Source organism: Methanoculleus frigidifontis (assembly GCF_030464345.1).
GTDB lineage: Archaea > Halobacteriota > Methanomicrobia > Methanomicrobiales > Methanoculleaceae > Methanoculleus_A > Methanoculleus_A frigidifontis.
This window is the reverse complement of sequence record NZ_VCYH01000004.1, coordinates 181,349-208,065: the sequence shown is the minus strand read 5'-3', so window position 1 is coordinate 208,065 and position 26,717 is coordinate 181,349. Positions and strand designations below refer to the sequence as shown.

At 61.5% G+C, this 26,717-nt stretch carries 24 protein-coding genes and 1 tRNA gene; 8 read left to right on the top strand and 17 right to left on the bottom strand.

Annotated elements, in window-relative coordinates; genetic code table 11:
* The 5 genes from FGU65_RS07560 to modA all read right to left on the bottom strand — a co-directional run bounded on the left by FGU65_RS07560 (window position 1) and on the right by modA (window position 4,242).
* The gene (locus FGU65_RS07560) at window positions 1-840 is read right to left on the bottom strand and encodes an EFR1 family ferrodoxin (protein ID WP_301663827.1); all 840 of its coding nucleotides are present in this window, start codon (window positions 838-840) and stop codon (window positions 1-3) included.
* 70 nt (window positions 841-910) lie between these two features.
* The gene (locus FGU65_RS07555) at window positions 911-1,435 is read right to left on the bottom strand and encodes a RimK/LysX family protein (protein ID WP_301663826.1); all 525 of its coding nucleotides are present in this window, start codon (window positions 1,433-1,435) and stop codon (window positions 911-913) included.
* Between the two features lie 53 nt (window positions 1,436-1,488).
* The gene (locus tag FGU65_RS07550) at window positions 1,489-2,541 is read right to left on the bottom strand and encodes an ATP-binding cassette domain-containing protein (protein ID WP_301663825.1); all 1,053 of its coding nucleotides are present in this window, start codon (window positions 2,539-2,541) and stop codon (window positions 1,489-1,491) included.
* 9 nt (window positions 2,542-2,550) lie between these two features.
* Window positions 2,551-3,363, bottom strand: coding sequence for an ABC transporter permease (locus FGU65_RS07545; protein WP_301663824.1), 813 nt, complete (start codon window positions 3,361-3,363; stop codon window positions 2,551-2,553).
* Window positions 3,364-3,426: 63 nt separating this feature from the next.
* Window positions 3,427-4,242, bottom strand: a complete 816-nt coding sequence (modA, locus tag FGU65_RS07540; RefSeq protein ID WP_301663823.1) for a molybdate ABC transporter substrate-binding protein — start codon at window positions 4,240-4,242, stop codon at window positions 3,427-3,429.
* Window positions 4,243-5,567: 1,325 nt separating this feature from the next.
* Here modA and FGU65_RS07535 point away from each other — a divergent pair.
* Window positions 5,568-9,443: a GLUG motif-containing protein gene (locus tag FGU65_RS07535; RefSeq protein ID WP_301663822.1), complete on the top strand. Its 3,876-nt coding sequence runs from the start codon at window positions 5,568-5,570 to the stop codon at window positions 9,441-9,443.
* Window positions 9,444-9,831: 388 nt separating this feature from the next.
* On the opposite strand, the gene FGU65_RS07530 is transcribed toward FGU65_RS07535, so the two are convergent.
* From FGU65_RS07530 to FGU65_RS07515, 4 genes are all read right to left on the bottom strand, one after another.
* Window positions 9,832-10,368, bottom strand: a complete 537-nt coding sequence (locus tag FGU65_RS07530) for an MFS transporter (RefSeq protein ID WP_301663821.1) — start codon at window positions 10,366-10,368, stop codon at window positions 9,832-9,834.
* Complete coding sequence (locus tag FGU65_RS07525; protein WP_301663820.1) at window positions 10,365-10,676, bottom strand: J domain-containing protein; 312 nt, start codon at window positions 10,674-10,676, stop codon at window positions 10,365-10,367. The genes FGU65_RS07530 and FGU65_RS07525 overlap by 4 nt, the downstream gene beginning before the upstream one ends.
* A gap of 567 nt (window positions 10,677-11,243) precedes the next feature.
* A complete protein-coding gene (locus tag FGU65_RS07520; RefSeq protein ID WP_301663819.1) occupies window positions 11,244-12,092 on the bottom strand; it encodes an alpha/beta fold hydrolase in 849 nt (282 codons plus the stop codon).
* Window positions 12,093-12,325: 233 nt separating this feature from the next.
* Entirely contained in the window at window positions 12,326-12,682 is a 357-nt protein-coding gene (locus FGU65_RS07515; protein ID WP_301663818.1) for a hypothetical protein, read from the bottom strand.
* On the opposite strand from FGU65_RS07515, the gene FGU65_RS07510 reads away from it, so the two are divergent.
* Window positions 12,681-12,869, top strand: a complete 189-nt coding sequence (locus tag FGU65_RS07510) for a hypothetical protein (protein WP_301663817.1) — start codon at window positions 12,681-12,683, stop codon at window positions 12,867-12,869. The genes FGU65_RS07515 and FGU65_RS07510 overlap by 2 nt on opposite strands.
* A 55-nt stretch (window positions 12,870-12,924) precedes the next feature.
* Here FGU65_RS07510 and FGU65_RS07505 read toward each other — a convergent pair.
* A tRNA-Ser gene (locus FGU65_RS07505) sits at window positions 12,925-13,009 on the bottom strand.
* Window positions 13,010-13,047: 38 nt separating this feature from the next.
* Between FGU65_RS07505 and FGU65_RS07500 the strand changes: the two genes are divergently transcribed.
* The gene (locus FGU65_RS07500; protein WP_301663816.1) at window positions 13,048-13,266 is read left to right on the top strand and encodes a thiamine S protein; all 219 of its coding nucleotides are present in this window, start codon (window positions 13,048-13,050) and stop codon (window positions 13,264-13,266) included.
* Between the two features lie 4 nt (window positions 13,267-13,270).
* On the opposite strand, the gene thsA is transcribed toward FGU65_RS07500, so the two are convergent.
* From thsA to FGU65_RS07475, 5 genes are all read right to left on the bottom strand, one after another.
* Window positions 13,271-14,863: a thermosome subunit alpha gene (gene thsA / locus FGU65_RS07495; protein WP_301663815.1), complete on the bottom strand. Its 1,593-nt coding sequence runs from the start codon at window positions 14,861-14,863 to the stop codon at window positions 13,271-13,273.
* A gap of 272 nt (window positions 14,864-15,135) precedes the next feature.
* Complete coding sequence (locus FGU65_RS07490) at window positions 15,136-15,738, bottom strand: orotate phosphoribosyltransferase-like protein (protein WP_301663814.1); 603 nt, start codon at window positions 15,736-15,738, stop codon at window positions 15,136-15,138.
* A gap of 20 nt (window positions 15,739-15,758) precedes the next feature.
* Window positions 15,759-16,214 carry an NOB1 family endonuclease gene (locus FGU65_RS07485; RefSeq protein WP_301663813.1) on the bottom strand — a complete coding sequence of 152 codons (456 nt, stop codon included), beginning with the start codon at window positions 16,212-16,214 and terminating at the stop codon, window positions 15,759-15,761.
* On the bottom strand, window positions 16,211-17,197 hold the full coding sequence (gene rtcA / locus FGU65_RS07480) for an RNA 3'-terminal phosphate cyclase (RefSeq protein WP_301663812.1): 987 nt from the start codon (window positions 17,195-17,197) through the stop codon (window positions 16,211-16,213). Before rtcA ends, FGU65_RS07485 begins: the two co-directional genes overlap by 4 nt.
* A complete protein-coding gene (locus FGU65_RS07475; protein ID WP_301663811.1) occupies window positions 17,191-18,039 on the bottom strand; it encodes a ribose-phosphate diphosphokinase in 849 nt (282 codons plus the stop codon). Before FGU65_RS07475 ends, rtcA begins: the two co-directional genes overlap by 7 nt.
* Before the next feature lie 134 nt (window positions 18,040-18,173).
* On the opposite strand from FGU65_RS07475, the gene lonB reads away from it, so the two are divergent.
* The 4 genes from lonB to FGU65_RS07455 are packed head-to-tail and all read left to right on the top strand — an operon-like array spanning window position 18,174 to window position 22,950.
* Entirely contained in the window at window positions 18,174-20,063 is a 1,890-nt protein-coding gene (gene lonB / locus FGU65_RS07470; protein WP_301663978.1) for an ATP-dependent protease LonB, read from the top strand.
* Between the two features lie 6 nt (window positions 20,064-20,069).
* Entirely contained in the window at window positions 20,070-21,395 is a 1,326-nt protein-coding gene (locus tag FGU65_RS07465) for a TldD/PmbA family protein (RefSeq protein WP_301663810.1), read from the top strand.
* A complete protein-coding gene (locus tag FGU65_RS07460; protein WP_301663809.1) occupies window positions 21,392-22,684 on the top strand; it encodes a TldD/PmbA family protein in 1,293 nt (430 codons plus the stop codon). Before FGU65_RS07465 ends, FGU65_RS07460 begins: the two co-directional genes overlap by 4 nt.
* 2 nt (window positions 22,685-22,686) lie before the next feature.
* Window positions 22,687-22,950 carry a pro-sigmaK processing inhibitor BofA family protein gene (locus tag FGU65_RS07455; protein WP_301663808.1) on the top strand — a complete coding sequence of 88 codons (264 nt, stop codon included), beginning with the start codon at window positions 22,687-22,689 and terminating at the stop codon, window positions 22,948-22,950.
* Here the strand turns inward: FGU65_RS07455 and FGU65_RS07450 are convergent.
* A complete protein-coding gene (locus FGU65_RS07450; RefSeq protein WP_301663807.1) occupies window positions 22,947-23,642 on the bottom strand; it encodes a KaiC domain-containing protein in 696 nt (231 codons plus the stop codon). The genes FGU65_RS07455 and FGU65_RS07450 overlap by 4 nt on opposite strands.
* Window positions 23,639-24,454, bottom strand: coding sequence for an RAD55 family ATPase (locus FGU65_RS07445; RefSeq protein WP_301663806.1), 816 nt, complete (start codon window positions 24,452-24,454; stop codon window positions 23,639-23,641). Before FGU65_RS07445 ends, FGU65_RS07450 begins: the two co-directional genes overlap by 4 nt.
* 168 nt (window positions 24,455-24,622) lie before the next feature.
* On the opposite strand from FGU65_RS07445, the gene FGU65_RS07440 reads away from it, so the two are divergent.
* Complete coding sequence (locus FGU65_RS07440) at window positions 24,623-26,716, top strand: type II/IV secretion system ATPase subunit (RefSeq protein WP_367652363.1); 2,094 nt, start codon at window positions 24,623-24,625, stop codon at window positions 26,714-26,716.
* Window position 26,717 lies beyond the last annotated feature (1 nt).

Here is a 26,717-nt window from a genome sequence, read left to right as displayed (position 1 = left end):
TTATGGAATGCTGCCCATCTTCTGCCCTGCCAGATCCTGCAGCCTTACACCCGGGTGCCGGTAGTAATAGTTCTCCTCCACGAGAGGGCCGCGGATCGCCTTCTCCGGGCACCAGGTGTAGCAGGCCAGGCAGTTCTCGCAGTGGTGCAGCCACCCGGGTCTGCCGCTTGCGAGGTCGATATTGTCGACCGGGCATACCCGTGCGCATATCCCGCAGCCGGTACAGCTTTCGTTCACCGAGAACGTCCTGTCCGCCGCAGCGATCGCAGCCTCGATGGAAGCATCCGCATCGAGCGATGAGAGGCGCAGCAGGTGCTTTCGGTACATGGGCTTCAGGATCGCGTACAGGATGCCCTGCAATGCATCTGCATATCTGTTCGTCGAAAAGGTCCCCTCCTTCTGCTGCAGTACAGTCTGCCGGATATCGGAGAGCACACGCTCGGCCGCCGCGTACAGGCCGGTCGGTGTTTCTGCAGATTTTGCGAAGGAGTTCTGCGGCATATGGATGCTGTAAACTGCCGAAACCCTGCCGCCGTTCTCCCGTACGAGCTTCTTTGCGGTCGCAACCGACGTCCCTGTCCCTCCGCCGTAGTTGACGACGAGGAAAATATACCTCTCCTCGATATTCCGGAGTTTCCGGAGAAAATCCTTCACGATATTCGGCAGGTCGCCGTAGTACACGGGGGTTACTATCCCGATGGCCTCGCTCTGCACCGCGACTGCATCCGCATCCCGCATTGCTGCGATCGGCAGCATTGTTGCCGCCGTCTTCTCCTGCACGTACTTTGCCAGCGCCAGGGTATTGCCCGTTCCTGAGAAGAAGTACAGCACCGTCTCCATCCGTCCGCCCCGCTTCGTGAGAACTCATACTCTCCTGGATATAACGGTTGGGCTCGGAATCCACGGCTCGTTACACAAACCGGAACTCCCAGAGGTTCTCTCCGGATATCTTCGCTTCCGAGAGGTGCTCCAGTTCGTGGTCGATGCCGTAGGCGGCCTGCCCCTCAAAGATTATCTCCCCGGCGTCGAGTTCTTCGGTTCTGATCTCTTTTTCGAGCGGGTGAACCGTCATCCGGATGATCCGCTCGGCACTGACCGCCACCCGGTAGGGGCGTTGCACCAGCAGCCGTTCCGGCTCTTCGCCGCACTTCTCGAGCCGGTGTACCGTCCCATCGCGGCGTCGCAGCACCGGGTTGACCAGGAGATTTATCTCTTCCCGGGTGTGGCCGAGCCCCCTCTCCCCGTCGTAGACGGTTGTCTTCTTCACGACCGAGACGGTGGCGATCGACTCCGCCCTATAACTCCAGTCGCCCCCGAACCGCAGCGAGAAGAAGAGTGGGAGGAACGCATCGGTGGGGATGCCGAATCGGGCGGGGAGATCGGTCTCTGCCGCAAGAAAAGCGAGTTGTTTTCGGATCTCATCGCCGTCCGCCATGCCGCTCCTCGGCCGGGCGATGCCATAAATCCACCGGGCGGCGCCCCCTTCCCCTACCGGGGGAAGGCATGCACCGCCGACGCTTTGAAGGTGAGGTAGACCGCCTCTCCCTCCGCAAGCCCGAGTCGTCTGATGCTCTGCCGCGTCAGGGCGCAGACGAACGGAACGCCTCCGGCATCGACCACGATCCGCGAGAACATCCCGTTCTGCCGGATCTCCGTCACGCTGCCCTGGAAGGTGTTGACGGCGCTTGACTCGAACGGCTCGCGAGAGACGATCACCTCTTCGGGCCTGATGCCGACGTAGACATCGCCCTCGATCTCGGCGACGGTCCGGAGGCTGATCGGGCCGAGTTCAATCCGTGCCTCCCCGTCCCTGATCCGCGCCCTGCCATGGAAGACGTTCTCCATGCCGGTGAACGAGGCGACGAACTCGGTGGCGGGTGTCTGGAAGATCTCCTCCGGCGTCCCTACCTGGACGACCGTGCCGTCCTGCATGATCGCCACCCGGTCTGCGAGGGCGAAGAGGTCCTCGAAGTGGTGGGTGATGTGGATGATGGTGGTCTTCATCATCCGGTGGATCGTCGCGAGTTCCCGGCGCAGCCGCTCCCGGGTGGTGACGTCGAGGGCCGAGAGTGGTTCGTCGAGGAGGAGGATCCGGGGTTTGATGATGAGGGCGCGGGCGATCGCCGCCCGCTGCTGTTCGCCGCCGGAGAGCGTTTCCGGGGAGCGCTCCAGCAGGTGTCCGATGCCGAGCATCTCAGCGACGTCCCGGACCTGCTCCCGGACTGCCGCCGGATCGATACTCCGCTGCTTGAGGCCGAATCCGATGTTCTCCCCGACCGTCAGGTGCGGGAAGAGCATGTAGTCCTGGTAGACCATCCCCACTCCCCGCTCCTTCGGATCCATCCGGGAGATCTCAATCCCGTTCATGCTGATACTCCCCGTATCGGGCGTGTGGATCCCTGCGATCGTCTCGAGGAGAATGGTCTTTCCGGCACCGGTAGGCCCGAGGACGATGAAATACTCGCCGTCCTCGATGGAGAGGTTCACGCCCTTGAGCGAGAAACTGCCGAGCGTCTTGGCAAGGCCTGTGATCTGCAGCATTGGTTCCTCCTAGACTATCCGCTTCCCGTCGCCGTAGCGCTCGAAGACCAGGAGCGAGACGAGGGCGATCCCGATGAGGATGACCGAAGCGGCGATGGCCTCGTTCAGTTCGCCGGTGGAGATGTTCAGGTAGACGGCGATCGGCAGGGTCTCGGTCTTCATCACCGTCGCGCCCGCAAGGAGGAGCACCGCCCCGAACTCCCCGATGGACTTCGACCAGGTGATGACCAGCCCTGCAATCAGCCCCTGCGATGCAAGGGGGAGGGTGACCTGCCGGAATGCGGCCCACTCGGTACACCCGAGCGTCCGGGCAACGTATTCGTAGCGGGGATTGATCATCTCGAAGGCGGAGCGGGTGACCCGGATCATGTAGGGGACGTTCACGAAGAACTGCGCCACGATTATCGCGGTGACGGTATACACGATATCGATGCCCGACGCCCGCAGCACCGTGCCGACGAGGGACGGGCCGAAGAAGATCAGCAGGGCGACACCCGCCACGAGCGGCGGGAGGGAGAGGGGCAGGTTCACGATGACGTTGGCGAGCGATTTGCCGGGGAAGGAGAACCTGGTCATCGCATAGGCGACCGGGACTGCCACGACGACGCAGAGCGCAGTGGAGACCGCCGAGGTGATCAGCGAGAGCTGGACGGCAAAGATGATCTCCTGAGAGGTGAGGCTTGCGATGAGCTCCGGCAGAGACGGATAGAGGACGAGTCCGGCGATGACGGCGACCATAAAAATGAACAGGGCGGCCGAGATCGCAAGGAACGTCGCCGAAAAGATGGTTGTGCCGGAGAATCTCCGGTGTAATCTGCCCATGCGTTTAGCCCTGCTGCATGCCGTTCTGCTCGGTAACCGTGCGGCGATGGCGATCCCTGCCGCTCATGGCATGATCCCTGCGTACGTCGGGTCGGGGTAGGTGGGGAAACCGTGTCTGGCGAATATCGCTTTTCCTTCGTCCGAGGCGACGAAGTCAATGTACTGCCCGGCAAGATCCGCCTTCTTCGTGAAGGTGGTCGTGCCGATGGGGACGATCAGCGCCATGTTGTCCTCCAGCGGGAGCTCTATGGCCTCCATCGTCTGGACGTTCATCTTATCGATGGTGATGAGCGTGGCGTCGGCGGTGCCCATGTTCATTGCCACGATGAGTTCGTTGATGGTGGGTGCGCGGAGGACGACGTTCTCCTCGACTGCGTCGGCGATGCCGTGCTTCTTGAAGAGCTTGTCTCCCGCCTTGCCGATGGCGGTCTCATTGATGCCCCCGAGCGCGACCTTGACGCCGGACTTCGTGAAGTCCTCGACGCAGGTGATCTTCTTCGGGTTGCCCTTCGCCACGGCGATCACGGGAACGTGGTAGGCGACGTACTGCGGGTCGTCGCTGACGAGACCTTTGTTCACTGCGATGGCGTAGTCGGGCGTGCCGCCGGGAATGAAGACGTCGCCTTTCTGCGCAAGTTCCATCTGGGTGATGAGCGCTCCGGAGCCTGCGTAGGTGTACTCGACGGTAACGCCGTATTTTTCACCGAAGACGGTTCCGATCTCCTGCATCGGGGCTTTCAGCCCGGCGCCGGAGTAAACGAAGAGGGTTTCGTCGGCGGGTTCGGTAACGGTCGTGGACTGCGTCCCGGTGCAGCCGGTGAAGAGGATACAGCCGGCGAGGACGAGTGTGAGGATGGCAAGAATGTTCTGTCGTTGCATGTGCATCACGTCGTATGATATCGATTGTACTCTTTCAGTTCGTCGACGGCGCATATTAAGTTTGAGATTTCAATTTAACAAATTGGTGTTGTAAATTAATTATTATTAACGTCTCTCGCCAGCTATTCGTGGTGTTGTTCGAGTTAAGTAAACCTGGGTACCGGAGGGCGTGGCTGCTGCTGAGCGTGTGCCCGTAGCGCCGGTTCTGCCGTTTCGTCAAGCAAACATTAAATATCGGGAATTCCGACCCTCTACTTCGAGAAAACGACCCTCACAGGAGCCCTCAGACGGACGATCGCGGGGCGGGCCATACAAAACATCGTCTCAAAATTACCCTGCCGCATATCGCCGATATGGCCCTGCGTTTCTGGCGTCGTTCTGAAATCGGGGGCATATGCTTCGGTGAATCCGTTTGCTGAAGATCGCGATCCTGAACCTTCGTTAAAATCGGAAAAGAGCGGCAATTCTCCCTTCTTTCAGGGGCGATGGGAGGGCGGGTCTCCGCACCCCGGAGCCGGCGACCGGACACCGGCTGCAACACGGTTGTACCTGGAGTTGCAAAGGGGGTTGCAAACATGGTTGCAAACACTTTTTGCCTGCGAAATCTCTGTTGTGCTGAGTAATTTCCAATTCGCAGCCGAATCGGAGTTTTCGATTTTCTTGTTTGCAATCGATCCGAAAACACACACAATCGCGGGTTCGTGCACGCGATCGGGGTACTCTTCCGGTGGAGCCGGAACGGGCGAACTGTGTGATCCGGAAATTGTTGCAAACGATCTTGGATCGTTGTGATCGATCTCTTTTGGAATATCTTATTATCCTGAATTATCTTTGTATCGTCGAGGAACGCGGTCCGCGATCTCTTTGCAACCACTATTGCAACCCCCTTTGCAACCCTGTTTGCAACCGTTGCAAATCGTCTCCGGCCGAGGCCTGCCACGCGGCCTACTTCCACGAGCGCACGCACCGGGCCGGGCACGCCTCCCGGCTCGACCGGCCGGGGATCCCCGGGCGATCCGGTTCGGCAGCGAGGAGTACAGCCGCGAAGAGCTGGGCCTTGCGTTCCTCTGCGCGATGACCGGCACCGATCTGCCGGTGCCCGGGAACCGGGCGATCTGGCAACGCCCGGCGGGGTTCCTGCCTCTTCCCCCGGGTGCAACTGCCCTTCCGGGAATCGCCGGCATACGGGCCTTTTGGGGGAGGTGAATGAGAGAAATCTCTTATTTTGCGGGGGATTCGCCGATTGCCCGGTTGAGAAATACAAATTCTTATATCGGCATGCGCAAAAATACGCATTTATGTCTGCAGATCCCCATTTGTTCTCCATGCGGTACACCTCTGGCTGTATCTGCACCAATATATCGCCCTTTCGGCTTCTTCTTCTTGGAGCGCTCCTGTTTGGCATGTGCCTGGTGCTGCCGGCCGCTGCGTACAGCGGCGGCACCGGCACAGCGGGCGATCCCTACCAGATCGGCACCCGGGATGACGTCATCGCTCTCTCCACCGATGCTGCAAACTGGAGCAAACAGTTCATTATGACCAATCACATCTCCCTCGCTGCCGGAAGCCCGACGGAGACGATCGGGAATGGCAGCACCGGATTCACCGGCACTTTCGACGGCCAGGGACATACCATCAGCGATTTTGTGATGGATAAGAGCGGTGTTGATCGTGTCGGCTTCTTTGGCTTGCTTGGTTCGGGTGCGAAGATCCGGAATCTCCAAATTGCGGCCGGGGACGCCGGCGTATCTGGATTCAATCTTGTAGGTGTCCTTGTTGGTTACAACTATGATGGTACCATCACGAGCTGTTCTGCAACCGGGAGTGCCACTGCCGGGGGATACCATGCCGGCGGTCTTGTTGGTTACACCGAACATGGCACCATAACAAACTGTTCTGCAACCGGGAATGCCACTGCTGGTGATAGGTATGCCGGCGGTCTTGTTGGTTACACCGAACATGGCACCATAACAAACTGTTCTGCAACCGGGAGTGCCACTGCCGATTGTGATGCCGGCGGTCTTGTTGGTCGCACCAAATATGGCACCATAACAAACTGCTATGCAACCGGGAGTGCCGCTGCCGGCGCTGTTCATGCCGGCGGTCTTGTTGGTTACAACTATGATGGCACCATCACGAGCTGCTATGCAACCGGGAGTGTCACTGCCGATACTTCTGCCGGCGGCCTTGTTGGTGTGAACCATGGGGGCACCATCACGAACTGCTATGCAACCGGGAGTGCCACTACTGCCACGCATTGTGCCGGCGGTCTTGTTGGTTACAACTCTGGCACCATTACGAACGGTTACCGGCACTATAACGGCGGCGATTGTTCTGCCGGCACCTATGTGTCCGATCGCACCAAATTCAGGGACATCGCGTTCCTCACCGGCACGACACCCGGTGACGGCCTGCACTGGTCTGCTGATAGCATCAGCACCGATGCAGATCCCGCAAAGATCTGGCGGGTATCTCCCTACAAAGGCCAGTATCCAATCTTCCAGTGGCAGTCTTTCGGCACCGGCACGATTACCGTAACCTCGGTTCCGGCAGGCGCGAACGTTTCCTTCAACGGCGTTGCCACCGGGAGGACGACCAACGCAACGGTCTCCGGTCTGCCGGAAGGCGAGTACAACGTCACGGTTGAAGATGAAGACAACACCTTCTCACCGGCCTTTTCGGTGGTAACCCTTGCGGCGGGCGGAACGGAAACCGTTGCATTTACCATGGTTCCGCTGTACAGCGGCGGCACTGGCACAGCAGGCGATCCCTACCGGATCAGCACCCGGGATGACGTCATCTATCTTTCCACCGATTCCGCACACTGGGACAACCATTTCATCGTGACCAATAACATCTCCCTTTCTGCCGGGAGCCCGACGGAGACGATCGGGAATGGGAGTACCCAATTCACCGGCACTTTCGACGGCCAGGGGCATACCATCAGCGATTTTGTGATGGATAAGAGCGGTGTTGATGGTGTCGGCTTCTTTGGCTTTCTCGGCTTTCACGGTTCAGGTGCGGAGATCCGGAATCTTCAAATCGCGGCCGGGGACGCCGGTGTATCCGGACGGAGATATGTAGGTGTCCTTGCCAGTGCAAACTATGGCACCATCACCAACTGTTCTGCAACCGGAAATGCCACTGCCGGGAGTTCTGATGCCGGCGGTCTTGTTGGTCTGAACCAGGGCACCATCACGAGCTGCTATGCAACCGGGAGTGCCGCTGCCGTCGGTTTTAGTGCCGGCGGTCTTGTTGGTAAGAACGGTGTGGGCACCATCACGGGGTGCTATGCAACCGGGACTGCCGCTGCCGGGATGACGGAGGCCGGCGGTCTTGTTGGTCGGAACGGTGTGGGCACCATCACCAACTGTTATGCAACCGGGACTGCCACTGCCGGGATTAGGGGGGCCGGCGGTCTTGTTGGTTTTAACGAGTTGGGCCCCATCACGGGGTGCTATGCAACCGGGAGTGCCACTGCCACCAATCAGTATGCCGGGGGTCTTGTTGGGCAGAACGAGTTTGGCACCATCACAAGCTGCTATGCAATCGGGAGTGCCACTGCCACCAATCAGTATGCCGGGGGTCTTGTTGGGCATAACCGTGGCACCATCACCAACTGTTACCGGCACTATAACGGCGGCGATTGTTCTGCCGGCACCTATGTCTCCGATCCCACCAAATTCAGGGACATTGCCTTCCTCACCGGCGATCCCGGCCTGCACTGGTCTACGAGTATCATCAGCACCGATGCAGATCCCGCAAAGATCTGGCGGGTATCTCCCTACAAAGTCCAGTATCCGATCTTCCAGTGGCAGTCGTTTGGCACCGGCACGATTACCGTAACCTCGGTTCCGGCAGGCGCGAACGTTTCCTTCAACGGCGTTGCCACCGGGAGGACGACCAACGCAACGGTCTTCGGTCTGCCGGAAGGCGAGTACAACGTCACGGTCGTCCATGCAGAGTGCGAACCCGCCGGCCGGGAGGTCGTCCTGACCGCCGGTGAGACAGAGGTCGTGGCACTGACTCTCGTCCACTTCACCGGCACGCTTCAGGTGAACTCGACGCCCGCGGGGGCGGGGATCTATCTCGACGGCGTCCTGAACGCCTCGGTCACGAACGCGACCCTGAGCGATCTCGACACCGGAACCTATAACGTCACCGTGGTGCTGGACGGCTACGAGCCCGCCGTGAACGAGTCGGTGACGGTCTCGCGGAACGCCACGACGCCGGTCTCCTTCGCCCTCGTGCCTTCGCCGCCGGTGGCGGGCTTCACCCACGCCCCCGGCGAAGGCAACGCTCCTCTTGCGGTGCAGTTCACCGACACCTCCACCGGCATCGTCACCGCCTGGGCATGGACCTTCGGCGACGGCACAACCTCGACCGACCGGAACGCGACCCACACCTACACCGCCGCAGGGAGCTACACGGTTACCCTGAACGCCAGCAACGCCTACGGGTTCAGCACGGTGACCGCCCCGAGCCCGGTCGTCGTCACCGCCCCGGGCGGCGGCAGGAGCGGTGGCAGTGGCGGCAGCAGCCGCAGCGTCACCACCTATCACGGAAGCGGCGCGCTGACGGTCAGCGACAGCGGTATCGTGACCCGTTCGATCGCCGTCGTTACGGGTGACGACACCGGCAAACTCACCCTGAACGCAGGCGTGCGGGCTCTCGACGCGGACGGCAGCGCCCTCGGCAGCATCGCCCTCCAGCGGATTGAAGATGCCGGCGGGGTGCCGCCCGCTTCGGCAGGTGCCCTCTTCAGCATCTCGGGCTACGTCTATGAGTGCAGTCCCGCGGGCGCCACCTTCGACCCGGGCATCAGCCTCTCCGTCACGCTCACCGAGGATGACTGGAACCGGGTGACCGCCGGCGGAGAGGTGCCGACGATCACGTGGTACAATACAACAACCGGCATCTGGGAGAACGTCACGACCAGGGTCAACACGGCTACCAGAACGCTGACCGCCACCGTCACGCACTTCAGTACGTTCGCGGTCGTCTACACGACCGGCACCCTGCCGACGGCCACCCCGACGGAGATCACGACGGCCGTTCCGACAGGGGCCGCGACGACCCCCGCAGCGCCGGTGACGCCGACGCCCGAAGCACTCCCGTTCCTGTACATCATCGTCGCAATCGTCGCGATCCTGATCGTCGCGGGAGCAGCCTTCTTCTTCATGGAGAAGAAGCATCAATAACCTCTTTTTCCGGCGATCTTTTTGGGACTGCTGCCCGGGCAGCCATTTCGGTCAAGTAACCTTTAAATGCCCTTAATTCCGGCCCAATCCTCCGGGAAATCGACCCTCACAGAAGCCATCAGACGGCCGATCCCGGGGCGACCCATACCAGATATCGTCTCAAAATTACTTGGCCGCATATCGCCGCTATTACCCTGCGATACTGCCGTTTTTCGGCAATTGGGGCGATATTCTTCGCCGAATCATTATGCCGGAGATCGCGATCCGGAACCGTCGTTAAAATCGAAAAAGAGGGGCAATCCGGCCTTTGTTCGAGGCCGGTGGAGGGTGCATCTCCGCATGCCCCGCGATGGCGGCACGGGGAGCGGGAGGTATCCTTCACCCGGGGCTACCGCAAGCCCGTATCCTGACAGATCCCTTCGACGACCTGCGTGAGGGTGTACTTCTCCGCCACCACCGCGAGAAGGAACGGCAGGGCGAGAACAAACGCCGCCGATCCGAACGCGAGGAAGAGATTGCTATAGGTCATAGCGACGGCGACGACCGGCACGATGGCAAGAGCGGACGCGAACTGGCCGAGGTTTAAGGCCACCGAGAACCCGCCCGATGCCCTGCCGAGATACTGTTTCGGCGTGATCGCGGCGATCCAGTTCAGAATGGTCGGCATCAGAATGCCTTCGCCGACACCGACGAAGATCACTGCGAGCCCGACGGTGAGAAGCGACGTCGCAAACCCGAGACCGCACAGGCCGACCCCGAAGCAGACGAAGGCGATGGCGAGGATGGCATGCCGGTGGAGCCTGCAGGCGATTCTCCCGTACAAGATGCCGATGAGCGAGGAAGAGCGCCCCGAGCTCCCTGCTACAGAGGCGGCGCAGCCCGTGACACCGATATCTTTCGACAGTGCGGAGGGGCGATCCGTCACCGCCAGATCGGATCGTCGCCGAACCGTTCCATCCAGTAATCGGCGGGGCTCTGCTCCAGATCCGCTGCCAGGTCCTCCATCCGGAATGAAACGGGACAGTTCATGCAGTACTCGACCAGAAGACTGTACGATTCCTGCAGGCGCAGGGTCATCTCATGGGACTCTGCCGGATCCTTCCGCGAGATGTCGGGGTGCCATTCTTTGATCTGCTCGTGATAGCGGGCACGGATCTCGTTCAGGCTGGCCCGGTCACGGATGCCGAGCACGTCTGCCGCCTCCCTCACCTGTCCAGCGGTTATCGCAGCCATCCAGTGTGTATGTACCCACGGGCGCGATAAGGATTGTTAACCACGCCGCCGGGCACGGGGATACGGAACGGGACGGTGCCGCTCTGGTTCGGCAGCGGGCAGTACAGCCGCGAGGAACTGGCGGCGAAGAGGATCTCTCGCATTCCTCTGCGCAATGACCAGCACCGATCTGCTGGTGCCCGGGAACCGGGCAGCCCGCCGACGCCCGGGGTGGCTCCGGCAGATCCGCGATGGGTCGGCGGCCGATATGATCCGAACCGCGGTGGACTGTCTCGCCGGGAGTGGAGAGGAGGTTTCTTCTTTTTCGGGCGGCGTGGCCGGGCGAGATTTTCTCCTCCCGGTGGTCGTGGCAGACTATAGCCCTGACTCTTGTGGCCGGAACCTGGGCGTCCTTCCGAGCGTTTCCGGTGCTTTGTGACCGCCGCTCGCGTTGGCGGGGCGTGGGGGCGGCAGTCCCCACCCCGGGGCACCGGAACAGATCGCAGAGCGAACTGCACGCCAGGACTCCTTCTTGAAAAAGAGCAACTCTTCAGTCCCCGCCGGCGTACAGCCTCTGCCAAAAAAAGGTTATGCGGGAGATTCGTCCATCTTCAGGAACGTCGTCACGATCGTTCCGTACTCGACGGGAGCGTAGCTCGAACCCGCGTGGGGGATGCCTTTGAACCGGACAAGCCAGGACCCGTCGATCCGGCCTGCCATCTCGACTGCGACCGACTCCGGGGTCAGGTCGTCGGCGGTCCCGGTGATCAGCATGACGTCGCTTGTGATACCCGGGAGATCGTCGTAGCTCCCTTCCCATGCAAGGTTTGCGACGGCCTCTTTCCGCACCCCGGTCTGCCCGGCCGGGTCGTCCGCACTCGCCTGGAGGAGATCGTGCAGTTTCCCGGTCTCCGGGGTCGCAGTGCTATAGGTGGCGGAGGAGAGGACGGCCTTTCGCACCTTCTCCGGGTGATCGATCAGGAGCTGCTGCGAGACGGTCGAGCCCATCGAGACGCCGTAGATGTGCATGCTGTCGTAGCCGAGCGTGGTTATCAGACCTGCCGCATCGTCCGCAAGGTCGGCAACCGTGAACTGCGCTTCGCCGTCGGTGCTCTCACCCATGCCGCGGTGATCATAGATGTAGACGTGGTAGTTCTCTGCAAGGATGCCGAGGAACGTGGTGTTCCACGTATCCATCGTCCCGGAAAAGCCCATGAGCATCAGGAGCGGTTCCGTATTTCCGGTCCCGAATTCGCGGTATCCGAGCGTGACGCCGTTTACGTCGGCATACTGCACCGGCGTGTCCGCATACGAGAGGGTTGGAAGTGCGGTATCCGGCGTCACAGGAGGCGCTGCAGGCGCTGCGGTGCACCCGCAGGAGATGATGAGGCAGAGTGCCAGCATGAACGCTGCTGCCAGAATCGTTATTTTCTTCATCGAGTGTTCTCCGTGTCTGTTTTTCTTTGCCGGCCTGAAAAGAGTTGTCATTTCTGTCCGTTTTGCCGCCCGCCCCGCGAGGGAGAGATTCTTCATCCGCGGTGCAACCCCGGCGAGGTTGCTTGGCAGGGGAGAACCTGACTGAAGCGCAACCCCACAGCGATCTGCAGGCACCAGAAATTCCAACCAGGGGTTCTTCGCCTCTCCTGCTGTATGCCGACTCCGACGCCCGCTCATCCCCTGGTTGACGGTGCGTGATGCTGCCTGAGAACCCGCACGCCCGGTATCGCATCACAAAAAGAGTGTCTCGTCGGTCCCCGTTTCTCTCCCGTCCGGAAGACCGCGTACATCGGGCAGTGGCCGGAGATACCTTCCTTCATCGTCTGGTTCAACCCGGAGACCGTGCCGAACCGGAAGACCCCGGCCTCGCCCGCATAGTCGGCACCGTCGGTGTGATCATCCGGTCGGAGGTGACGTCCATGTTCTTCGTTGGCGTTATCCTTGTCGAAGTAAGACCAGTCGGCGTTCCGGTCGCCTATGACAACGAAGTCCCGCTCTGTGGCGTACGCCCCGCGGGCGTACGCCACCATGGCGTCGAGGGCTTCGTTCTCCCCGGGGGCCCTCGTCCGGGTCGGTGTGGACGACGATAGTGACCGCGTCGAACGTCCCGCCACGCACCGCGAACGGGGCGACGGATGGCCGGCGGTGGTCTACGTGATGCGGGGCGGCACCGTTCGGATGTGCAACGGCAAACATAACTCGAAAGAAGACGGATAAACACGCCTCTTCCGTGCGAAAAATACGCCGACGGCATGCAGGCAAACGATCAAAACGCCGAGGGGGAGATTTGAACTCCCGTGGTGCCGAGCACCAGCGGCTTTCGAGGCCGCCGCCTTCCCGGACTAGACTACCTCGGCATAGAAATAGCCTAGAATATTTATCGTCGACGCCTATAATGGTATCGAATCAGATGATCTGCAGGTTCACCATAATCCCTGACGGAAACGTGCTGCTCTACCAGGGAACTGCCGGCGACACCTACGAAGACGCGTTGCTGTCGCTTGGGATCAACCCGGATACGGTGCTGATCTTCTTTGACGGCAGAAGCCTTGCGCAGGATAAAAAAATTGAGGAAGACGAAGTTCGTATCTTCCTGACCGGATCACGCGGATAGGGGCTTATTCCATTCCCGGAGCGCCGCCGGACTGCGTGATCATCATATCGTCGACACGGATCAGCAGGCTTGCCGTCTCGGCGCCGCTCTTGATCGCCTGGGTCTTCACCCGGAGGGGCTCGATGACACCGGCATCCTTCATGTTGACGATCTCGCCGGAGAAGACGTCGAGGCCGGCATACCGGTTCCCTTCGCTGTGTGCGGTCTTCAGCGCCACCAGCTTGTCGATCGGGTCGAAACCGGAGTTCTCAGCGAGCGTGCGGGGGATGACCTCGAACGCGGATGCAAATGCCTCGATTGCCAGCTGGACACGGCCGCCGACGCTTGCTGCATAGTCGCGGATGCGGAGCAGAAGCTCGGTCTCCACCGAACCGCCGCCGACAACGAACTTTCCGTCCTCAAGGACGTCCTGCACGACACGGGCTGCGTCGTAGACGGCACGCTCGAGCTCGTCGACCAGGAGCTGGGTGCTGCCCCGGAGCAGGATGGTGACGGCCTTTGCGTTCTGGCAGCCGGAGAGGACGGTGAGGTCGGCGTCAGCGAGCTCTTCCGCCTTCTCTGCCCGGCCGAGTGTCTCGGCGGTCAGTTCGTCGGGTTTGTTGACGATGGTGGCGCAGAGCGCACGGGCAGCATACTTCATGTCCTTCTCAGGGACATTCTCAAGGGCGTAGACGCCCTGCTTTGCCAGGTAGAACTGCACGGCGTCGGCGATGCCCTTCTGACAGAGCACGACGTTCGCGCCGGTCGCGACGATCGTGTCGGCGAGACCCTTCAAGACTGCCTGCTCCTGCTCGGAGAAGGCCTTGACCTGGTCAGAGGAGGTGATCTTGATCTTGGCCTTCATCTGGGTCTTGGTGATCTCGAGTGGGGTTGCGAGGAGGGCAACCCGTGCGTCCGTGACCGTCCGGGGCATCTGTTCGCTGACACGGCTCTTGTCGATGACGACGCCGCGGATCAGTTCTGCGTCGTCCATCCGTTCGCCGACCTGCGTCTTGATCATCACGTCGTCTTCATCGACGACGACCTTCCCGGAATCGGTCGTCTCGGCGACCTGCGTGACGGCGTCCACGACGATCTCACGGAGCTTGTCCTTCACCGCTTCGATGGACTTACCGGTCATGGCGGTGTCGGCGATCTTGACGAGGTCTTCACGGTCATCGATGCCGATCGCGATGGCGAGGTCGCCCAAGATCTCCATGGCCTTGTGCATGCCGAGAAGGTAGCCCTGCCCGATGACGGTGGCGTGAATCTCCTGTGACAGGAGCCTTTCAGCCTCTTCCATCAGGGAACCGACGAGCACGGTCGCGGTGGTGGTGCCGTCGCCGACCTCGTCGTCCTGGGTCTCTGCAACCTCGACAACAAGCTTTGCTGCCGGGTGTTGCACCGAGATCTCGTGCAGGATCGTCGCGCCGTCGTTCGTGATCACAACGTCGCCGGAGGGGCTTACGAGCATCTTATCCATGCCGCGGGGGCCGAGTGTTGTGCGTACAGCGGCAGCGAGAGCTTTGGCTGCCATAATGTTCGAGCGCTGAGCCTCGTGGCCGCGAGTGCGCTCCACATTGTCCCGTAAAATGATAATGGGTTGTCCAGCAAGCATCAATGAGTCCTCCTTTTCCTGTAAGGTTTGAATTGAGGTTCTATATATAGTGATCGATAGGGGGTTTCAGTATCGCGATCCCATGCCGGGCGCGAACCGGCGGATGCCCCGAATGTGTCTTTGCCGGCCACGGTTTCTTCGCTGCGACCGTGGTGGCCGGTAGTGCCCCGGGCAAGGGCTGAAAAACCGATCTTCAGAATGATCCAGCCGAAGAACCTGCCGCCGCGGCCATGTACCGCCGCTGGGCGGCAAAAAAGTATTGAGAACCCGGTTTACCCGTCCAGCCGGGAGATCCTGAAGAGCGAATGCACCGGCACCCCGTCGACCTCCCGTATGCCGCGTTTGTCGAAGAGAACCCAGATCGCGAGCGGTGTCGCCCCGTGCCTGCGAAGATACTCGACGGCCTCGGTCACGGTCTTTCCGGTGGTGATCACATCGTCGATGATGATGCACCGATGACCGTTTACCCCGGAGAATGTGGCGCTGATCGAGCCGATGGGGCTTTCGCTGCGGCTGTGCTTTGCCGGGTGGTAGATGGCGAGATGTAGCCCCTCCTCGGCGGCGATGAGTGTTGCCAGCGGGACGCCCGAGAGTTCGACGCCGACGACGACATCGGGGTAGTCTCCTCCGTCCTCGCCGGGAGGGAGGAAACGCTTGAGCATCATCTCCGCGGTGTCGCCGAGCAGCGTGGCGTGACTGCTCACCGTCGTCCAGTCGATATGGACGTCTTTGGGTATTTCGGCATCCTTCGGCTGGGTGAGCAGCCAGGTGACCGTCTCTACGGAGAGGCTCAGTTCGTCGGCAATCTGGCTCGGCGTATGTGCTTCTGCCTGGAGTGCTTTGGCCTTCTTCATCAGCTCGTCGAGCGGGGGCATGGAAAAAGATTTCCGGCGATCTATTTAAGTTTTCTTTTAATTGCCGCTCCGCAGACGGGACACTCGCCGACCTCTCTGTAGTATCGCCCGCAGCCGCTGCACCGGAATCGCCACCGGATCTGCCGTGCCGCACGCTGCTGGATGCTCCGGGTTTGCACCTTCAGGGAATGGGCGACGTTCTGGACCGCGAAGTCGTCGGTGACGAGGACGGCCTGCACCTCGAGTGCAAGGGCGAGAATATCCCGGTCGGTCCGGGAGATCTTCTCGGCGTCCCCCGAGCGTTTCGCCGCCGCTTCCACCTCCTCGAGGAACCGGACATCCGGCTCCCTGACCGAGAGCCCTTCGGCGAGCAGGGCTTCAAGACGGCCTTTCGACCGGAGGTCGACAAGTTCGGCGACGACGGACGGAGTGGTGCATGCCTTCTCCATTACGGGAAAGTCGGAGAAGAAGACCGAGGCGTCGAGGACGAGCATCATACGGCAAACTCAACGTGCGTGGTGTTCCGGCGGCAGCGAACCGGATATCCGAACTCGGCGAGAAGCCAGCAGACCGTCTCTGCGTGGAGCGAGAGCGTGTGGGTGCTGTACTCGCCGCCGCTGGTCGCCAGGTAGATGAGCAGCTGGTCGGCGAGGTAGACGTCCACGGTTCCGGGCAGTTCCATCTCCCGGAGCAGCCGTTTGGCAGCGGTTCTCCCCACATCCTCCGCGGGGAGCCCGGGTCTTCCGAGTGCGATGCCGCCCTTTGCGCCGGCCCAGGCCGTGACTGAACTCCCTGGACCCGCTCCGCCTGTCCGTGCGTCGAAGGTGGCCGGAAATTCCGGCAGCCCCGCCTCGTCGAGTGTCTGCAGGGCGGTCTCGGCCTGGCGGCGGACGACATGATCCGGCAGATCGCCCGAGCAGGAGGCGACGCCGCAGGAGCGGATCTCGGCGTCGACGACGATCGGCGAGAGGCGTGACGGCTCGACCCTGACCGTCACCTCTCCACCGCCGCGGGGGAAGTAGCCCCGCTGCACTACGTCGATTGCAATGGATGCGCCGTGGCGGCGGAGCTGCTCCGCAAGCACGTGGTCGACGTAGTCGATCGTCGGGCTCAGTGCGACCTCGGTCCCGCCCGTGACGGTCAGGGTGCCGCCGGCACGGAGCGCCACCGGCAGCCAGGCCTGCAGGACAAGCGGGATGCTCCCTGCCGTCGGGATCTTGACCGAGACATCTTTTTGGGACGGTGCGGCGGGGGAGAAGATGAGCCTCTCGCTGCCCGGGGCGAGCCCTTCGACCCTCGCGTCAGCCGTCGCCGCCACGGCTTCTACCGCAGCGATATGCTGGGGGGCAAGCCCGGGATTCTTCCTCCCTGCACGGATCCGGTCGATCGTCACCGGAGTTTCGGAGAGTGCCGAGAGTGCGACGACGGTGCGGAGGATCTGCCCGCCGCCTTCGAGGTGCGATCCGTCGACGATCAGCATCGGCGGATCCTTTCTGCAATTGCATCTGCAGCAGAGATACAGCTCGTGGCGTTCTCGTAGGTGTCGCTGGACGCGACGGAGGCGACGCCTGCCGCCCGGAGCCGGGCATACGCACCGCTCGAGAGGACACCGTGGACACAGGCGGCGTGGACGGCGGCGGCTCCCTGCCGGGAGAGCATGCCTGCAGCGGTTGCGAGGGTGCCGCCGGTGGAGATGATGTCGTCGACGATGATCACCTCGCGGGAGTCGACGGGGAGGTGTTTTGGCTCCATCCGCACCTCGACACCCGAGATGCGGGTCTTCTCCAGGTGGTCGGTGTCCCATCCGCCAACCCGGGCGATATCCGCCGCGAAACGAGCCGCGCCGTCGTCGGGTGCGAGCACCAGCGGGTCGTCCATCCCGCTCTGCCTGATATACTCCCCGATTGCCGGGGCGGTTGAGATGTTCGATGCCGGGGCATCGAAGTACTGCAGCACGCCCGGGTCGTGGATGTTGACGACGAAGATCTCGTCGACGCCTCGCGAGAGTGCACGGGCGATTGCCCGTGCACTGATCGGCTCGCCCGGGTTGAACCGTTTGTCCTGCCTGGCGTAGCCGAGGTACGGGATGACGAGGGTATTTCGTGACGTGTCGCACGCATCAACGGCCAGGAGCGTCTGCACCAGAGTGTCGCTGTCAACGATGCTGCTGACGATGACCGTCTCGGCGTCGGTCTCTCCCGTTCGCAGATACAGCTCTCCGTCCGGGAATCGGGAAAACTTAGTGTCAAGGAGCTGTATGCCCGCACTTTCCGAAATCCTCGCTGCAAGAACCTGGGATCGTTCAGTACTGATAATCTTCATTCCTCACCCTTGCTGAAAGTACTTAAACTATCATGAATAAATTATATAAGTACCATGGCAGCAAAGAGGTAAACTCGACGATGGATTCAACAACAACGAAAGATATCCCTGACATTGAGATCACGGCCGACGAGATGGAGGACATCGATGTCTTCGCCGGTCTCGATCTGAGTACGTCGTCCGATATCGAAGTTCCTCCCAAGCTTATCGATCAGGTCATCGGTCAGGAGCATGCCGCCGAGGTGATGCGCAAAGCCGCCACGCAACGGCGGCACGTGATGATGATCGGTACTCCGGGAACTGGAAAGTCCATGCTTGCAAAAGCGATGGCCGAGCTTCTCCCCAAAGAGGAGATGCAGGACATCCTTGTTTATCCGAATCCTGAAGATTCCAATAACCCAATAATTCGAACCGTGCCCGCCGGCCGCGGAAAACAGATCGTCAACGCTCACAAGATGGAGGCGCGCAAGAAGCTCCAGATGAGAAACACCCTCATCATGCTCCTCATCATCGGTATTGTCGGGTATGCACTCATCACCTATCAGTGGCTGATGGGGATTATCGCAGCGGCGTTCATCTTCATGGCGCTCCGGTACTCCACGCCGCGTGAAGAGACGATGGTGCCGAAGCTGCTCCTCAACCACGAATCGGACTCGATAGCCCCCTTCATCGACGGGACCGGCTCGCATGCCGGAGCGCTCCTCGGCGATGTCCGGCACGACCCATTCCAGAGCGGCGGTCTCGAGACCCCCTCGCACGACCGCGTCGAGTCCGGCGCCATTCACCGTGCGCACGGCGGCGTGCTCTTCATCGATGAGATCAACACTCTGACCCCCCACTCCCAGCAGAACCTGCTGACCGCTCTGCAGGAGGGGGCGTTCCCGATCACCGGCCAGAGCGAGCGGTCGAGTGGTGCGATGGTGCGGACCGAGCCGGTGCCGTGCCGGTTCGTGATGGTGGCTGCAGGAAATCTCGACGCCGTCCAGGGGATGCACCCGGCGCTCAGGTCGCGTATCCGTGGATACGGCTACGAGATCTACATGAAGGAGACGATGGAGGACACAGCGGAGAACCGCCGCAAGTTCATCAGGTTCATCGCGCAGGAGGTCAAGAACGACGGGAAGATCCCGCACTTCGACCGCAGCGCCATTGTGGAGGTTCTCCGCGAGGCGCGCCGCAGGTCGAACCGGAAAGGTCACCTGACCCTGAAGCTCCGTGACATGGGCGGGCTTATCCGGGTGGCGGGCGACCTCGCCCGGCAGGAGAGCGCAGAGCTCACCACCGCCAGGCACGTGCTCGCCGCAAAGTCTTCCGCCCGCTCGATCGAGGATCAGATCTCTGACGAATACATCCGCAGAAGCCGCGACTACGACATCACGATCGTCGAAGGTGCCCAGGTCGGACGGGTGAACGGGCTTGCGGTGATGGGGTCCGACAGCGGTTCGGTGCTCCCGATCATGGCGGAGGTCACCCCGAGCCAGGGGGCCAACGGCAGCGTCATCGCCACGGGCCTCCTGAAAGAGATTGCACAGGAGTCGATCAAGAACGTCAGTGCACTCATCAAGAAGTTCACCGGCAGAGACATCAGGAACATGGATATTCACATCCAGTTCATCGGTACCTACCAGGGTGTCGAGGGCGACTCCGCCTCGGTCAGCGTCGCAACAGCTGTGATCAGTGCCATCGAGAACATTCCGGTCCGGCAGGACGTCGCGATGACCGGGTCGCTCTCGGTGCGGGGCGACGTCCTCCCGATCGGCGGCGTCACCTACAAGATCGAGGCCGCGGCCAAGGCCGGCATCAAGAAGGTGATCATCCCGCAGTCGAACCTGGAAGACGTCCTCATCGAGGACAGCTACCGGCAGATGGTGGAGATCGTGCCGGTCGCGCATATCGAAGAGGTGCTGCAGAACGCTCTCGTGCCCGAGAACCGGGAAGGGTTCCTTGCGAAGCTCCGAAAGATGGCGGCGGTTCACTCCGCCCCGGGACTCTTCGACCAGAACGTCGGGCATTCTCCGGTCTGATGCCGTATGGAGCCACGCTACTATGATATACGGTGCGTGCGGGGCGAGGTCACCCAGATAGAAGTCGACGACGGGGTGGTCGAATCCGCAGGCACATCCTTTTTTGACAAGACCGTCGTCCGGGTGCTCGGGCCAGCGGGATGGGGTATTCTCGTCCTCGACCACGTCGATCTCGATTCCCGCAGGGCGGTCGAAGCGATCGTCGCCGAGGCCGTGCCGCTTGCCGGGATCACGGAGGACCGGGTCGATCTTGCTCCCGCCCCCCGGGGACTCCTCGCGTCCCCGCCGCTCCGGGAAGACCCCCGGAACGTCGATCTCGAGGAGAAGACCCGTCTCCTTGCCGAGATCGAGGCCGCTGCCCGCCTCCCCGAGGTGGTGAACACCCGTGCCCGGTATACGGAGGGGATCGACCACGTCCGGTTCATGGACTCCAGCGGGAGCGAGATGTCGTACGAGACTGTCAGGAGCGGTTTTTCGGTGGTTGCGGTCGCCTCCCGGAACGGGGTGATGCAGATGGGGAGCGAACGCGATCATATCACCGGTGGGTTTAATCTCCGGGACAAACAGGGTCTCGGGCAAAAAGCCGGGGAGACTGCGGTCGACCTGCTCGGTGCGGGGCTTGCGAAGGGCGGGGCGACGAAGGCCGTCCTCGACCCCGAGCTCGCCGGGGTCTTCACCCACGAGGCGGTCGGGCACGCGAGCGAGGGCGACCTCGTCCGGGAAGGTAACTCCGTCCTGAAAGGGAAGATCGGTGAGACGATCGGCTGCGAGGGTCTCGTCATCGTGGATGATCCTTCCCTCCCCGGGTTCGGGTTCGACCCGGTTGACGCCGAGGGCGTGAAGCCGGAGAGGACCGAGATCATCAGCGGCGGCGTCCTGCAGGCGTATCTCCACAACCGGGAGACGCTCGCCGCCGTCGGCGACGGCATCGCCGGGCACGCCCGCGCCGAACACGGCGCCGCTCCGCAGGTCAGGATGAGCAACACCTTCATCGAGAACGGTGATGCGACCTACGAGGAGATCATGGACGAGTGCAGAGACGGCATCCTGCTGATCGGGTCACGCGGCGGCCAGGTCGATCCCGGCCGCGGTGTCTTCCAGTTCAACGCGGAGTACGGCTACCTCATCGAGAACGGCGAGAAGACCCGGATGGTCCGGGACGTCTCGCTCTCGGGAGAGATCCTGCGGACACTCCACGACATCGTCCTCATCGGGAACGATAGGAAGATGCATCCCGGATACTGCGGGAAAGGCGGGCAGAGCGTGCCGGTGAGCGACGGTGCGCCGCACCTCCTCCTCAAAAACGCAATGCTCGGAGGACGCGGATCATGAAGGGCGAGTACCTGATCGACGACATCATCCGGGAGGGCCGGCACCACGCAGACGAGGTCGAGGTCTTCTACGTACGGGGGAGCAGCATCTCCGCCGAGATCAAGCAGTCGATCATCGGTGCCGCCGAAGCCTCGCGGGAATGGGCGGTCGCCATCCGCACGATCAAGGACGGGCGGATCGGCATATCCAGCACCAGCGACCCTGCGAAGTGGCGGGAGTGCCTGGACGCCGCCCTCGCCAGCGGGCGTATCGCCACGCCGCAGGAATGGCACGGCCTCCCGAAGCCCGCCGATATCGTCAGCACCGCTCCGTCGGCCGACCGGGAGCTGGTCGTCGATGCCGGGGGCGCTGCCGATCTCATCGCCAGGCTTCTCGAGGGAGCGGCGGAGTATCCGGTCGATGTGGCCGGCGGCGGCGCGGACCTTGCCCGATCGCATCTCACCATCGCAAACAGCAGCGGCGTGCTCTACGGCATGGAGCGGACGAGCGCCAGCGTCTCGCTCGAGGCAATCCGGGAGCATTCCACCGGATACGAGTTTGCCGCATCTCCGTTCACCGCTGATATCGATCCGCGGAGCGTCGGCGAGCAGGCGGCGTTTCTGGCATCCCACTCGGTCGGCGGGCAGGAGATCCTGACCGGCCGGTACGACGTCGTCCTCTCACCGATCGCCGCGGCCCAGCTCATCGGAACGATCCTGGTTCCTGCACTCTCGGGGAGGAACGTGAAGGCGGGACGGTCGTACCTGGCGGGCAAGCTCGGGGAGCAGTGCATGGACGAGTCCCTCTCGATCGTCGACGATCCCTTTGCCCGGGGCATGGGAAGCACCTGCTGGGACGGCGAAGGCGTCCCCACACAGCAGCTCGATTTCGTCAGGGACGGCGAACTCCGGTGCTTCGCCTACGACCTGAAGACGGCGTACCGCTACGGCGAGGACTCGACGGGAAGCGCTACCCGCTCCGGCGCCGGTGGGGCGCCCGCGATCGGCCTGCACAACCTGGTGGTGGACGGCCCGCGGACACGGGTCGACGACGAGCGGGCGATCTTCGTCCACACTGTCGTCGGCGCCCATACGGCAAATCCGTTCTCGGGCGACTTCTCGATCGAGGTCTCCAACGCCTACTGGATAGAGGACGGCGTGGCGGGCGACCCGATCAGGACGGCGATGTTCGCCGGCAATCTCTTCGAGATGCTCAGGAGCGTCGACGGACTCGGGGAAGACTCGCGGATTGTCGGACGATTGATACTCCCATCCATACGGTTTAATAATCAGCATATCGTTGGTACATAGTGATGATAGAAGCGATCATCACTATTATTCTCGCGATAGCCATTGCGGCGACGATCTACTTTCTGCTGAAGAAAGCCATGACACTCGTCATCAACGCGGTCGTCGGGCTCATCACGCTCTACCTCTTAAACGTCTTTCAGGTGCTGAGCTGGTTCGGCGCTCCCGATATCGGGATAAACCTCGTCACCGTACTCATCTGCGCATTTGGCGGACTGGCCGGAGCACTCATCCTCGTCCTGCTCCACCTGCTCGGGATCCCGGTCTAAAAGACGTTCGCCTCGGAGTAGACCATCACCTGATCCTGGAGGATCTCGAAGGGCTTGATCTCGCGTGAATGCGCCGACCGGCGCATCTTCACGACCTCCAGCGCGAGGTGCACCTCCGCGATGTTGGTAGGCCGGACGTAGCGCAGGAGGATCACCGTATCGGAGAGGTACTCGACGAGCCCGTATTTGCTGGTGTACTGGTCGCTTTTGTCGGTCTCGCTCGTCAGAATGAGCGTGCAGGCCTCGTCCCGCATCGTCTCGATGAACCTGAACATCTCCTTCCTTCTGACCGATTCGTCCTCGAAGAGCCCTTCGAAGAGGGATATCGGGTCGATGACGACGCGGCTCGCCCCGACATCCCGGATCAGGGACGGCAGCTCGTTTTTGATGCTGCTGATGGCGATGTTGAAATCGGTCGGGTCGAGCCGGATGAGGTAGAACGAATCGGCGTAGACCTCCATGTCCCAGCCCTTCTGCTGCATCGTGGCCTTGAGAAAATCTTCACGCTCCTCAAGGCTGATGTAGATGACCTTTTCGCCCTTCTGCAGACCTTCGTAGACGAACTGCAGAGCAACCGTTGTCTTCCCGGTGCCGTATGTTCCGACGACGGCACAGATGCTCTGCTCCAGAAGGCCGCCGGAGAGCATGGCATCGAGGCCTTCAATCCCGAGTTTCACCCGTTTTATACTCATACGACCACCCGTATGTTTCTGACCTCGAACCCGTTCGCCGCCGAGATCTTGACGGCAAACTTTACGAGATCCCGCTCTTCGAGGTGCGGCATGACGCCCCGGAACTTCTCGAAGTACATGATCCGCTGCCGCCGCTGCGCACCGACGTCTTCCCACTGGAACAGCAGCAGTGCATCGGCGCAGTCGGCGACCTCCGTCTCCTTCGACCGATCCAGGATCCCGGCCGTGAGCAGCAGATAGATCGTCGAGTTCCATCGTTTCGCGACCCGCTGCAGGCCCCGAAGGAAGGCGATAAACGTGTGCCAGGCGTCTCTGTCCGCGTACGTCGTGGCAATATCGGTGAGGGAGTCCAGGACGATGAGGCTGCCCGGCCTGCGGGTGCCCAAGACATGGGACAGATCGGCCAGCATATCACCCTGTTCTTTACGCTGCTTCTTCTGGAGCCGGGTGAAGATATCCTCTTCGCCGTACCAGCCCGGGGGAACGATGCTGGCGTCGAAGTAGAGCTCCGAGAGGTCTTCGAACGCAACCACCTTCTCGAGCTGGTCGTACATGCTGGGGCTGAACGAGAGGGCGATATCTTTGAGGACATCCTCTTTCATCCGGGTAAACGTAATATACGTGATCTCTTCGGGGAGCAGTATGTGCTGCTTTCCGTTACCGGCCTGGTTTTTCAGAAGCGAGAGATAGATGATGGAACTGTATACAAAATCGGTGCTTCCCGCCCCGAGGTCGCTTAAGAGGAGCACTATCGAACCCGGAGGCACCCCGCCGTCCAGAACGGGGTCGAGCGACGAGATTCCGGTGGGCATCCGCACACGGAGATGATCCGGCATAATAGATGTAGTATTTCAGCATTGTGCTATAAAATATTTGTATATTTTTGCGAAGATCGAAATTTCCCATAAAATATCGCCATGATTATAAAAGGAGAATTTTTATAGTGAGACATTCCCACACACAATAGAGATACTGCAGCGGTGTCGCCATACCCGGCGAGGAAGAGACCCGGGGCGCGCCCCTCCGCACCGGTGCCGAAGCTCTTCGCGCTTGCGGGGAAGGGGGCGGTCACCCGGCACCCGGGCGCCGATGTGTTCCGGATGAGCGAACGGAGAGATGAGTTCATGCATCACGATGACGATTCCAGAAAGATTCCGCACGAGCCGTTAGAGTCTCCGTTTCCGGATGACGACCAGCAGGTATCGGACACTTTTTCCGGGGCACCGGAGCAGCACCCGGCAGGCCTCCTCCCGGGCGACGGTGCGACGGAGGCTTCTGCCGGTGCCGACGCGGTTCCCGGAACGGCGAGCGACCTTCCGGCGACGTCGTATAACTACCGGTCAGAACTCGGCGTACCGGATCTGCCCGACACCGAGTTTACCGTCCCGAAAGAGCTGCTCCCCTACCTCGAGCCTTCGGATACCGCTGCAGAACCGGGCAATCTCCTCGCAAGCATCCTGGTGCGCCTCAGGACCCTCGTTCCGGCGGCGCCGGCCGTTGCGAAAGGTACGGCCGCCCTTCAGAAGAAAGAAGGCGTCGAGGAGTACGACCCACGGAGGCACGGCTATCTGGTTCGCGCCGCCGTGCCTCCGGACTATGCCGAGATTGATCGTTACTGGATAGAGGAAGGGCTTTCCGAGGTCTGTATCGGCCGGAACCGGAACACGAACCAGGACGAGTACCTCCTCTCCGAACCGGTGCTGTCGGAGTTCGAGTACGAACTCCTCGAACGCATCTTCGAAGATCTGCGGGACGTGCTGATCCTCTCCGAGGACGAGATGGCGGGCGATCGGCGGCGGGTGCTCTTTGAGAAGGTGCAGGGTCTCCTGAAAGAGTACGGCCTCGTGCTTGACCGAGACTCGATATTCAAACTGCAGTACTATATCGAGCGCAACTTCCTCGGCTGGTCACGTATCAACGCACTGATGAAAGACCCGATGATCGAGGATATCTCCTGCGACGGCATCGGGATCCCCATCTTTCTGTACCACCGCCGCTACCGCAACATCAAGACGAATATATTCTTCGAAGAATCGGCCTTAAACTCCCTCGCCATCACCCTTGCTCAGCGGTCCGGGAAACACATCTCGGTCGGGAACCCGATGCTGGACGCAACACTGCCGGACGGCTCCCGTCTGCAGCTGACCCTCGGGACCGAAGTCACCACCCGGGGAACCTCGTTCACGATCCGGAAGTTCCGCGAGGTGCCGTTCACCCCCGTCGAGCTTATCCAGTCGGGCACCTTCGACATCGAGGCGCTGGTCTACTTCTGGATGGCGATCGAGAACAACCGGAGCCTGATCTTCATCGGAGGCACCGCATCCGGGAAGACGACGTCCTTAAACGCGGTCTCGCTCTTCATCCCGCCGCTCGCCAAAGTCGTCTCGATCGAGGATACCCGTGAGATCACCCTGTACCACGAGAACTGGATCGCGAGCGTCACCCGCGAAGCGGTGAGTGAGGGTCTCGGCGCGACGATCAGCATGTTCGATCTCCTGAAGGCGGCGATGCGGCAGCGCCCCGAGTATATCCTGGTCGGCGAGGTCCGCGGCCAGGAGGCGCAGACGCTCTTCCAGGCAATGAACACCGGCCACACCACCTTCTCCACGATGCACGCGGGCGGTGTCGACGCGGCAATCCACCGGCTGGAGAGTTCTCCGCTCAACGTCCCGCGGAACATGATCCAGGCGCTCGACGTCGTCAGCGTCCAGGCGCTCATCTACCAGGGGCGTGAACGGGTCAGGCGCTGCCAAGAGATCGTCGAAGTCGCCGGCATCGACCCGATCACCGGTAATCTTCAGGTGAACAACGTCTTCGAGTACGACCCGGTCTCCGACACCTTCTCATTCACCGGGCGGTCGCGGATCTACAACGAGATCATCGAGTTTCGCGGGTGGACGCGGGAGCAGCTCGACGAGGAGATCGGGGCTCGGAGGCGCATCCTCGAGGCGATGCGGGACCAGGGGATCACCGATTATATTGCTGTCTCCCGGATCATTCAGGCCTACGCCATCGACCGGATGAAGGTCATCGATGCTCTCGATGACCTGAGCGCTATCGCCAGGATGTATTGAC

Bases quoted from the DNA above. Each gene is read 5' to 3' on its own strand.
- FGU65_RS07510 (WP_301663817.1), top strand. From the start codon at position 12,681: ATGGCGTCGAGGGCTTCGTTCTCCCCGGGGGCCCTCGTCCGGGTCGGT.
- rtcA (WP_301663812.1), bottom strand. From the start codon at position 17,197: ATGCTGATCGTCGACGGATCGCACCTCGAAGGCGGCGGGCAGATCCTC.
- FGU65_RS07500 (WP_301663816.1), top strand. From the start codon at position 13,048: ATGGTATCGAATCAGATGATCTGCAGGTTCACCATAATCCCTGACGGA.
- FGU65_RS07450 (WP_301663807.1), bottom strand. From the start codon at position 23,642: ATGAGTATAAAACGGGTGAAACTCGGGATTGAAGGCCTCGATGCCATG.
- FGU65_RS07555 (WP_301663826.1), bottom strand. From the start codon at position 1,435: ATGGCGGACGGCGATGAGATCCGAAAACAACTCGCTTTTCTTGCGGCA.
- modA (WP_301663823.1), bottom strand. From the start codon at position 4,242: ATGCAACGACAGAACATTCTTGCCATCCTCACACTCGTCCTCGCCGGC.
- FGU65_RS07445 (WP_301663806.1), bottom strand. From the start codon at position 24,454: ATGCCCACCGGAATCTCGTCGCTCGACCCCGTTCTGGACGGCGGGGTG.
- thsA (WP_301663815.1), bottom strand. From the start codon at position 14,863: ATGCTTGCTGGACAACCCATTATCATTTTACGGGACAATGTGGAGCGC.
- FGU65_RS07475 (WP_301663811.1), bottom strand. From the start codon at position 18,039: ATGAAGATTATCAGTACTGAACGATCCCAGGTTCTTGCAGCGAGGATT.
- FGU65_RS07485 (WP_301663813.1), bottom strand. From the start codon at position 16,214: ATGATGCTCGTCCTCGACGCCTCGGTCTTCTTCTCCGACTTTCCCGTA.
- FGU65_RS07520 (WP_301663819.1), bottom strand. From the start codon at position 12,092: ATGAAGAAAATAACGATTCTGGCAGCAGCGTTCATGCTGGCACTCTGC.
- FGU65_RS07550 (WP_301663825.1), bottom strand. From the start codon at position 2,541: ATGCTGCAGATCACAGGCCTTGCCAAGACGCTCGGCAGTTTCTCGCTC.
- lonB (WP_301663978.1), top strand. From the start codon at position 18,174: ATGGAGGACATCGATGTCTTCGCCGGTCTCGATCTGAGTACGTCGTCC.
- FGU65_RS07525 (WP_301663820.1), bottom strand. From the start codon at position 10,676: ATGGCTGCGATAACCGCTGGACAGGTGAGGGAGGCGGCAGACGTGCTC.
- FGU65_RS07465 (WP_301663810.1), top strand. From the start codon at position 20,070: ATGGAGCCACGCTACTATGATATACGGTGCGTGCGGGGCGAGGTCACC.
- FGU65_RS07460 (WP_301663809.1), top strand. From the start codon at position 21,392: ATGAAGGGCGAGTACCTGATCGACGACATCATCCGGGAGGGCCGGCAC.
- FGU65_RS07490 (WP_301663814.1), bottom strand. From the start codon at position 15,738: ATGCCCCCGCTCGACGAGCTGATGAAGAAGGCCAAAGCACTCCAGGCA.
- FGU65_RS07535 (WP_301663822.1), top strand. From the start codon at position 5,568: ATGCGGTACACCTCTGGCTGTATCTGCACCAATATATCGCCCTTTCGG.
- FGU65_RS07455 (WP_301663808.1), top strand. From the start codon at position 22,687: ATGATAGAAGCGATCATCACTATTATTCTCGCGATAGCCATTGCGGCG.
- FGU65_RS07515 (WP_301663818.1), bottom strand. From the start codon at position 12,682: ATGGTGGCGTACGCCCGCGGGGCGTACGCCACAGAGCGGGACTTCGTT.
- FGU65_RS07545 (WP_301663824.1), bottom strand. From the start codon at position 3,363: ATGGGCAGATTACACCGGAGATTCTCCGGCACAACCATCTTTTCGGCG.
- FGU65_RS07560 (WP_301663827.1), bottom strand. From the start codon at position 840: ATGGAGACGGTGCTGTACTTCTTCTCAGGAACGGGCAATACCCTGGCG.